Here is a 9,104-nt window from a genome sequence, read left to right as displayed (position 1 = left end):
GCCCACTGCTTGGTCATATTCTGTATAGTTTGGCGACTTACAAAATACGACTGACAGCCTTTATATCGAAGAAATCATAATTTTAGACACGCTCTTAGAGGCAAGAATCAAAGGTAAATTGAAGATAAACCTTGGTTGGAGTAATGTAGGCATGTATTTGATAGGGTCTGGAAATCCAAATGGACGGTTTACTGAAAAGAATTTTGCTCATACAATTTCAATATCAAAATTAATAAAAAGACGAAACTACGAGATTGACTTTGGTCTTTCATACCTATATGTTTATGAAAGAATAACATTTATGCCTACAATGAATAATATAGGCTCACAGTTTAGTTCATTTGATCACTACATCGGCTTTAAATTTGGCGCAAAATATAATTTGATTAAATCTTTTGGACCATTTGTCAACTACAATTTGACTCCATTCCGAATGAATAATGAGGGCGAATTTGGTTATGCCCACTTATTGAATCTAGGAGTATCCTTCAACCTATTTAGAATCAAGTAAAATGACAAAAATGGAACCGAAATCATACTAGATAAGCAAATGCCAATTATACCTATAATTACAAATAGTAAGCTTACTATGGTCAATGAAACTATGATTTTAAAATTGAGTTCAGCAATTAATTAATACAATAGATCATCTGTATAGGCATTGTCATCTACGTTCAATTTTAGCTTAAACTAGTTTCGTAACTTCTAGGTAACCATTAATACAAGAGGAAAAATTCAAAATTAATAACGTATGAAGTATTCTCCGAGAAAATCATAGTTAAGATATTTCACTCTACCATATACTGAATCCCCATGTGAATTCTTCATGAAAATTTTAAGTACCAATCTAATCCATTAATTTAAGGACGATTTTCTCAAATTATTCTTACAAGTTAAGGGTATAGAAAAGTGAATTTTATGCAAGCCTATCCTTGTTAATGAAGTATTCAATAAAATTACTTTAATAGTTAGTGATACGATAATGATAACACCTGGAATGACTTTCTAGGTGTAGCCATACGCATGAGTTTTTAAATGAGATAGTGAGCAATTTATTTATATGAATGTATAAGACTAACGAAAATTAAATGCAGGCAACACCGCAGCCACGTCAACCCGTGCGGATCGTCAATAGGGTGGCGCTGACGTTTTGGGGGAGGAATCATTCCGTGCTTTGCCCTATCTTTGGTGGCGAGCGCGGGCTGCGTGGCTGCCCACGTTAGGTGCAAAAGAAAGCAGTATGACTTGTCCTAAAATGGGATTTAATTATTTTTATCGTATGGCCAAAAAAAATTGATTAAAATTGAATGTTACCGATATAAAGGGCTATGTTTGCCATTAAGAAACATCCTATCATCTACCTAATAAAAAAATCAATTTTGTATTTTATTAAAATTGGTTTTGAATTGGGCTAAACTCATCTTAGATGAAAATTAACATATATTTGTTATCAGTAGTAATACTGATGATCTTCTTTAACTCCTGCGAGAAAGAAGAACCTCTATCACCTGCAAGTACTAATGAAATCCTCCAGACTAAGACGGATATTCCTTGTAGTGTAGAAAACATGCAATTAGCACTGGAAAGCTTACGCATAAATCCTACAGCTACAAAATTTCCAGGAAAAGCAGAAGTAGGCGAACAGAAAAGCTCTGGAGACTATGAAATCACAGTAACTCATCGATACTATCGGTTCCTCCCTACTGACAGTACAGAATATGAAACACTAGTAGGAGATGAAACGCTAAGTGTCTCGGACACACCTTACGAAAATAGTACACAAACGGACGGGGAAAATTATGTTGACCCTGCTGTAGCCGCTAGCGGTAGTCCCTTTACTTACTACTATTCAGTTGTGCCCGTCAATTATCCATTGCCCTCCGGAATTCAGGCTGAACATCTAGCAGATTTACACTTCACTCCTGAAGATGAAACGGGTGAAAACCCAACTGAAGAAGAGCTTCAAGCTCTAGATTTCTACTACGAACTAAACACGGAAGCTTTGCGTCTAAGCGGGAAATTGGACGTTGAGGAGAAAGAAACATATGTTTATATAGACAGAGACAATCCTGACCCTACAACGGTAATGTCGTATGAGGAAGTCATCAATCAGGGAATTCCCTTCGATGAGGTCTTGATTGATTTTTCTGAAGTTAATTCATTTGAAAAAAGGAGAAATTGGACTCCCTCTGGGCGGGTGACCGTTGAAGAGGATATTCTTTCAGACCTCAATCTGCCCAATAACATTCTTGGGGTTCGTAATGCAAAGATTGTTGTTCGGAAGTGGGGATGGCTGCGCATCAGAGTTGGTGAAACTGATGTAGATGGGAACTTCGCCACCTCATCCACCAAAACTAAACGTGTAAAGTACACGGTCCATTTTAAGCCTAGAGATGCACGTTTTGTAGTAAAAGCAGGGACAATTTTCTGGGATGCGATACATCGCGGACAAAAGATTTATAAGAGAGAACCCTGGAACCAGCATTTTGGTCTCGGAGGAAGATCCCACTTTTATGCATTAATTCACAATGCAGCGGCTGATTATACATTTGATTGGGTCAGACCTGATGAATTTGGTCTCAATGCTCCAAGAAATGGGGTGAGAATTTCTGCAAAGTACAATAGCTCTGGTTCATCAAATTTTCTCCCCTATATTTATTTTGGACAGATTCAATTTCCTGTATTAAGTCCAATTACCCCTCAACTAGCACCGATTTTTATCAGTGAGATCAGGGTAACAAGAAGACAAGAAGTTTTCAATTCTAGTGGTACTGTAACTGGGACTGAAAGGAAATCTAGTGACCAAATTTATGCGACTACAATCCACGAGCTAACACACTCAGGTCATTTTACTTCTGATAGAAATATGTTCTTGGGTATCGGTGGGTTATTCGATGCCAAACATCGTGATTTGCTAATTGAAAGCTGGGCTGAAGGTGTTGAAACAATCGTTGTGAATGAACGCTATAGTCGAATTGCTCCAGGTTATTTCCGCGCCTCTAACCGCTTTATCGGGTGGAATCATAGACGCCAAAGAATCGCACCAGCAAATATGACTGAGTACACCTCTCTCTTTATCGACTTGAATGATAATCTGAACCAACAAGTCGTATTCGGAGGAGGAACAGGCCCTTTACCCAATGAGAATGTAAGTGGTTATACCATTCAACAACTTCAAGAAAGCTTAGATGACAGTAGGACTCTTGTTCAACTTCAGAACGCTTTAGTGTCAGATCATTCTAACCCTACTGAAGCCAACTTAGAAGAAGTATTCTCTTATGTGAGAGATGTACTACAAAGGCTACAGGATGAATAGGTTTAAAATCAATTTCATCTTTTTCTCTCTGCTTTTACTGACCAATTTTAGCAGATGTGTTACTATAGATGATGAGCTAATAGTATTCTTTGGTATGGTTGAGAACCAGTCCAATAGTTCCGTTAAGATATTCACATATGACGTTCCCGAACTCCCTCCTATAGACTCTATAGTTATTGCCCCTGGCGAAAGAAAGGAAATTTGCTTTTATAGAGAGTTTCTATATGCAGGTTTTGCATGTGAAGTTGGAAGAATTAAGTACGTGTTTTCGAACGGTAAAGGATACGACTGCACTTTAGGAAGAAGTTTGATAAATGAATCTCCAAACTGTTTTGAAGCAGCGAAAGACCCATTTTTATCAGATCGGCTCCCTAACAATGGAAATGGAACGCTGTTGGTTATTACTCAGGAGGATTTTGAGATGGCTAGAGACTTGTAAATCTCAAATAATTCAGTGGTATATATATTGATGGAGGGGTAGCTTTCAAGCTATCCCTTCCTCATGTTATTGCGTTTACGCTGTTGAAAAATCATGCACCTAACATCGCGCACACGCCAACCGCCTTAGGGCGGCTGCGTGTGCGCAAACGTTCCGCAACATATGCGCAACAAATATTTGTGGGGGCTATCGCCCCGTGTTTCGGCCCCCTAATAGCTCAGACTCGATTACAGTTCTAAACTGTAATTTTAACCATGGCAAAACGCAAATTCACCGCCGAAGACAAGCTCAAAATCATCAAAGAGGCTTCCGAACAGGGAGTAACCAAAACGTTGGCTAAATACGACGTTTACCCAGCCACCTACTACTCCTGGCGGCGTAAGCTGAAGGAACAGGGCGAAGACGCTTTCTCGAAAGGAGTAACGGCTAAACAGCTCAAGGAGCTACGTCATCTGGAGAAAGAAAATCGTCAGCTCAAGGAATTGGTGGCAGAAAAGGAACTCTTGATCCGAGCACTAAAAGAGGCACGCTCAAAAAAGAGCTAAGCCCGTCCGAGAAGCGAGAGCGGGTCAAGTTCTACAACGACGAGGGCATTAAGCTAAACGAAGCCCTGGCCGTTTTTGAACTGACCCGCCATCAGTATTATCATCGTCCCAAGCCGTCTGGTTCGGGGCGCCGTTCTCGGCCGGGCGTTAAGCCTTCCACTCATACGAACCACTACGACGAAGCAGGGACATTGAGCCAACGGCCTAACGCTGAAGTCGTAGAACGGATCGAGGACATTCAGGGTGATGATGATCTTCGTTGTGGCTATAAAAGAATGGGGGCTCAACTCGAACTGCAGGGCTATCAAATCAATCCTAAAAAAGTGTACCGACTCATGAAACAGGGAGGTCTATTGCTTAAGCGCTTCAGGTCGGAGCGTGGCCCTTACGTTACTCATCGCTGCGCCAGGCCTGATAAACCGCTGACACTCTTAGAAATGGATATTAAGATGTTTTGGGTCGAAGAGTACCGGCGGTACGCTTATGTTCTTACGATTATCGACACCTTTACCCGAGTAGGCTTGCATTGGAGTGTTGGTTACAGCATGAAGTGGACGGCCGTAAGAAGTGCCTGGGAGGCTGTAATCGAGGATCATTTACAACCCGCCGACATGTTGGCTAAAGGCTTTGATATTGAAGTGCGCAGTGACAACGGACCGCAGTTTTTAGCTACCCGCCTTCGGGAATTTTTCGCGGAGAATCACCTCTGCCAGGTTTATACTCACCCGTATACACCACAAGAAAATGGGCACGTAGAAAGCTTCCACGCCATAATAGGTTTAGCCCTTCGGCATGACACTTTCTGGACGCTGGAACAACTAGAAATCAGGCTAACGATCTTTTACGAGAAGTACAACAACAGCCGGGTGCACTCTGCGGTAGCGATGCTCCCTCCTAGCCTGTTTTGGGACATCTGGAAAGAAGGAAAAGTGACTGCTCGAAAAAATAAACGTGGAAAGCTTATCTTTAAACTTACTGTGCCTCGTTACCTGATCAACAGCCCTTTGAAACTGGAAGCAGGACTCCGCTCTAAGGGCCACAAGAAGGAAAAACAGCTTCCCCAATCAGCGCCGCAGGCAAATGCCGGTAAACAGCAAAATCCAACACCCGCAGTATGCTAATACAACTAAACTAGCTCTAAAATCACATTCTCAAACATAACCGTAAGAGAGTCCGATTAATAGGGGGCAAACCACCCGCCCGAATGTTTGATCAAAGGATCACTACAAAGGGCAGGTGGCCTGGAAGACCGAATATAGCATCGTTCGCAAGCGGTGATTTTCAAGGCAAATCAGTAGCGGCAGGGCAGACAAAGCGGCAAAAGAAGCTTTTGTAGCACTTGGCTATCAGTCGTTACAGGTCTGTAAGACTTGAGCTTGCGAAGGATGCGAGTCGGGAAAAAGTTTAGGGCCACCGACCAGTTAATTTTAAAAGTGATCCTTTGCATTCGGTATATTTGTTTCCGGCAGCCGGGAGAATAGATGTATTCAACCGTCCGTCTGCCGGACATCGGAAGACGATCAGTAGATCATCTCTCCTCGGCGCAGCGTAACGATTCCTCCGGAAGAACGGCGAGACTACCCGTAGTCACGTCCATACTTCCTTATCTGGAGGAAATCGCCAAAAGAAAGAAGCTGACGCTTCAAAAAAAAGAAATATCTTTTGGCTTCGAAACGCAAACGTCGCGGAACAATCGAATTCACGGACAGATTTTCGCTTTGCTCAAATCCGTCGTGAATTCTCATTCGTTCCCTGCAATTACTGATTCCATATGCCTACAATAAATATTTGATGGGGACAAAGAAATGGACTATGTTTATGGTAATATCAGTAGGTAACTCATACAAATGAAAAAATATTGGTTTTCTAGATTGTGCTTAGGTGGAGTAATTGCTATTTACTGTTTTTTTGGATGTTCGAATCTTACCGGCACATATGATAAAGTTGAGTACAAGGTCATGACTGACAGTTTTGGAGTTGTGATTGATACCATATATCGTGCTGATTTCAAATTTAATAATAAGGGGCATAAAATTTTCAAGAAGCTGACTTCTTATTATGCTGATATGGTGTATATTAATGAAAGTTTCTTTGATTCAAGAGGGCAACTAGTTTTAGAGGAATCAAAGATATTAGGAGATTCAGGTTTTATGAGATATGAAGTTTTTAAGAATCAGAAAGGAGTCATTGATAGTGCATACCAAATTGATGGAACTGACTTTCCAAAAATTGACACTATAATTATATTGTATCAAAGGATGTATGAAAGGGGGAAGCTAAATAATTTAGAATTGCGCTATATTGGTTTTGATAATAGTTCTTCAATACTATCAACCCGATTTAATAAAAATGAAAGAGAAATTGATGCGATATTGATTTCAGACGGTAAGACATTAACCTATGATACATTTATTTACAATGATACAACTCTCTTCCAAATTATTCATTATAACTATATTGGAGATAGTACTAAATCTGTAATGTATTATAACAAAGAGGAGTATCCCGTAAGAGAAGAAATATTTGACTTGTCTACGAGTATGAAAGTTAGGGAGATAGATCAATATTATGATGCTAATGGAGATAAAATGAAAAGCGTCGAATTCGACTATGTAAATCGGGATTCAAAGTATTATGAATTCGTAATAATTACTTTTTAATGAATCAAATCAAGTTATTTGTATTGGCAGTGTTTCTTATTTCATTGATTTCGTGTAATCTATTTGGAGAGTGTGAAACTTCAACGATTAGAACTACTGATTCACCTAATAATGATTACAAACTAGTATTCTTTGAAGTTGGTTGTGGGGCTACTACAAAAAATAGCTATCAGTTGTCTGTCTTAAATAGAAATGAAAGTATTACCTCTGAAAGTATAGGGAATATTTTGATTTGCTATTCAGATAGTATTCTGCCAATATGGAAAGATGAAAATACGATTCAAGTATTTTATAATTCGGATATTGAATTCTTTAATCGCGAAAATAGAGTAGGTACTTTCACAATCGAGTATGTGGTTAATTTTTAGTAAAATCATGCAGGAACAATGCGCCACCGTCAACCCGCCGGAATCTTCGAACTAAAGATTGAGATTGAAAAAAATATGTTCTATCTTTGGTTGAGCCTTTTCGGCGGCGGGCTGCGTTGGCGCTCCCGTTCTCTCTCATTAAAGAAAAAAACACAAGCGAATAAATGAAAAACTGGCTTAATGAAATAATATCAAATCTGAAGTCAAAAAGAATTACCCAAAAGAGGATAAGAGAAGCTTATGTTTTAAGAGATTCGAGATATTTAAAGAAAGCATATAGAAATGGAAGGTCTTATTTGAAAAAACAAATAGTAGGATATATCGGTGAAATCTCTACTCAAGAAAATTTCAATTTTTTACTGGAGGAGATGAAAGTAATTAAAGATGAACAACTCAAATCGTTTATTTATGTTGCGATTATGAACATTGCATTAAACGAAAAAATTCAGATTAATAATAAGGTCTCTGAATATCTAAATCAGAATTCAGACTTACTCAACAATATTGAATTTGTGACTTATAAACCAAAGAAAGCAAAACCAGAACCAATTGGATTTCGAAATAGGTTGAAAGACCATCTTGGAATCTTAGAAGAAATGAAAAAAAGAAATGAAATTTATTAAGTGGAAAAAAAGGAAAACGAGAGAGAACAATGTACATGACGATCATGTCGGCTAAACGCCGCCACGCCGCATGTACTAAACGTTGTGCGCAAACGTTGTACAACCATACATTAGTCGAGTATTCTCCTAGAGTAATAGAATAACAAAATCAAATTTAGAAATAGTCGTTAACATTGTACCTCACTTTTCAAATCTCATTACTGCTATGGTAAATGAGAATAACTTTAAAATAAATCGAGGTGAGAATTCTAGGCATTTTTCTTCTTTTAAGCTTTATTAATTTTGGTTGTAAGAACCAATCCTCTTCAGTTGAAAGTCAAAACGAAAATTATGATTTCTTGACTGATAGCTTGCAGATAGACAATGAACTTGCAGCGCACAATCTTGCAGGGTTTAGCTTGGCAATTATAGATGATTATGAAATTATTTACAGTAAGCAGTTTGGACTCAAGTCTTTTGAAACAAGTGAAAAGATAGATGAGAATACGGCATTTTCAACTGCTTCCATTTCAAAGCCTATTACCGCTTTACTATGTCTGATTTTAGAAGAGAAAGGACTTATAAATTTAGAAGATCCTATTGAAGATTATCTCAAAAGATGGAAGTTACCTGAATCCCAACTTATTTTGACCAATAAACCAAACTGGTTGCACTTTCTGAATCATACATCAGGTACTAGTCAGCACGGATTCGCGGATTTCTATGAAGGAGATTACATTCCATCAATAGTGGAAAGTTTATACGGTAAAATACCAAGGTATGATAAAGAAATTGAATTTTAATTTTCTCCTGGAGATGACTGGAGCTATAGTGGAGGAGGGTATGTAATCATCCAAATGGCTTTAGAGGATGAACTTGGGAAATCTTTAGCTGAACTTGCGAGTGAATACTTATTTGATCCGCTAGGATTAGAAAACACTACAATGGTCCAACCTAATGAGGATGGTTTTTTAGAAAAAAAAGCACTAGTACATGATAAAGAAGGTAAAGTTATAAAAACAGGTCTTCCAATAACTCCTCAGGTGGCCCCATCAGGAATGTGGTCAACACCGAATGACCGTAAGCGTCCGACCAACCACATCTTGTCAACCCCAACTCCGCGCCAGAGCTTTGCCCTAAACCAAAGCAAAAAGCCATGCGCCACAGCCCCACC

Annotated in this window: 8 protein-coding genes and 1 pseudogene; all 9 read left to right on the top strand. The window is 39.0% G+C overall.

The window, feature by feature from the left end; all coding sequences use genetic code 11:
- Positions 1-1,426 precede the first annotated feature (1,426 nt).
- Positions 1,427-3,316, top strand: a complete 1,890-nt coding sequence (locus BM123_RS23535) for a hypothetical protein (RefSeq protein WP_090173578.1) — start codon at positions 1,427-1,429, stop codon at positions 3,314-3,316.
- On the top strand, positions 3,309-3,755 hold the full coding sequence (locus tag BM123_RS23530; RefSeq protein WP_139212080.1) for a hypothetical protein: 447 nt from the start codon (positions 3,309-3,311) through the stop codon (positions 3,753-3,755). The genes BM123_RS23535 and BM123_RS23530 overlap by 8 nt, the downstream gene beginning before the upstream one ends.
- A gap of 254 nt (positions 3,756-4,009) precedes the next feature.
- Positions 4,010-4,300 carry a transposase gene (locus BM123_RS23525; protein WP_090173574.1) on the top strand — a complete coding sequence of 97 codons (291 nt, stop codon included), beginning with the start codon at positions 4,010-4,012 and terminating at the stop codon, positions 4,298-4,300.
- Positions 4,301-4,491: 191 nt separating this feature from the next.
- A complete protein-coding gene (locus BM123_RS23520) occupies positions 4,492-5,421 on the top strand; it encodes a DDE-type integrase/transposase/recombinase (protein WP_090173572.1) in 930 nt (309 codons plus the stop codon).
- A gap of 726 nt (positions 5,422-6,147) precedes the next feature.
- Entirely contained in the window at positions 6,148-6,960 is an 813-nt protein-coding gene (locus BM123_RS23515) for a hypothetical protein (protein ID WP_139212079.1), read from the top strand.
- Entirely contained in the window at positions 6,960-7,328 is a 369-nt protein-coding gene (locus BM123_RS24105; RefSeq protein ID WP_139212078.1) for a hypothetical protein, read from the top strand. Before BM123_RS23515 ends, BM123_RS24105 begins: the two co-directional genes overlap by 1 nt.
- Positions 7,329-7,346: 18 nt before the next feature.
- Entirely contained in the window at positions 7,347-7,496 is a 150-nt protein-coding gene (locus tag BM123_RS24325; protein WP_175489531.1) for a hypothetical protein, read from the top strand.
- Positions 7,493-7,951 carry a hypothetical protein gene (locus BM123_RS23510; protein WP_090173569.1) on the top strand — a complete coding sequence of 153 codons (459 nt, stop codon included), beginning with the start codon at positions 7,493-7,495 and terminating at the stop codon, positions 7,949-7,951. Before BM123_RS24325 ends, BM123_RS23510 begins: the two co-directional genes overlap by 4 nt.
- A 239-nt stretch (positions 7,952-8,190) precedes the next feature.
- Positions 8,191-9,104, top strand: a pseudogene (locus tag BM123_RS24655) (serine hydrolase domain-containing protein); the annotation flags it as partial.

It is taken from the genome of Neolewinella agarilytica, assembly GCF_900110645.1.
Taxonomy (GTDB): Bacteria; Bacteroidota; Bacteroidia; order Chitinophagales; family Saprospiraceae; genus Neolewinella; species Neolewinella agarilytica.
This window is presented reverse-complemented; position numbering and strand designations above follow the sequence as displayed.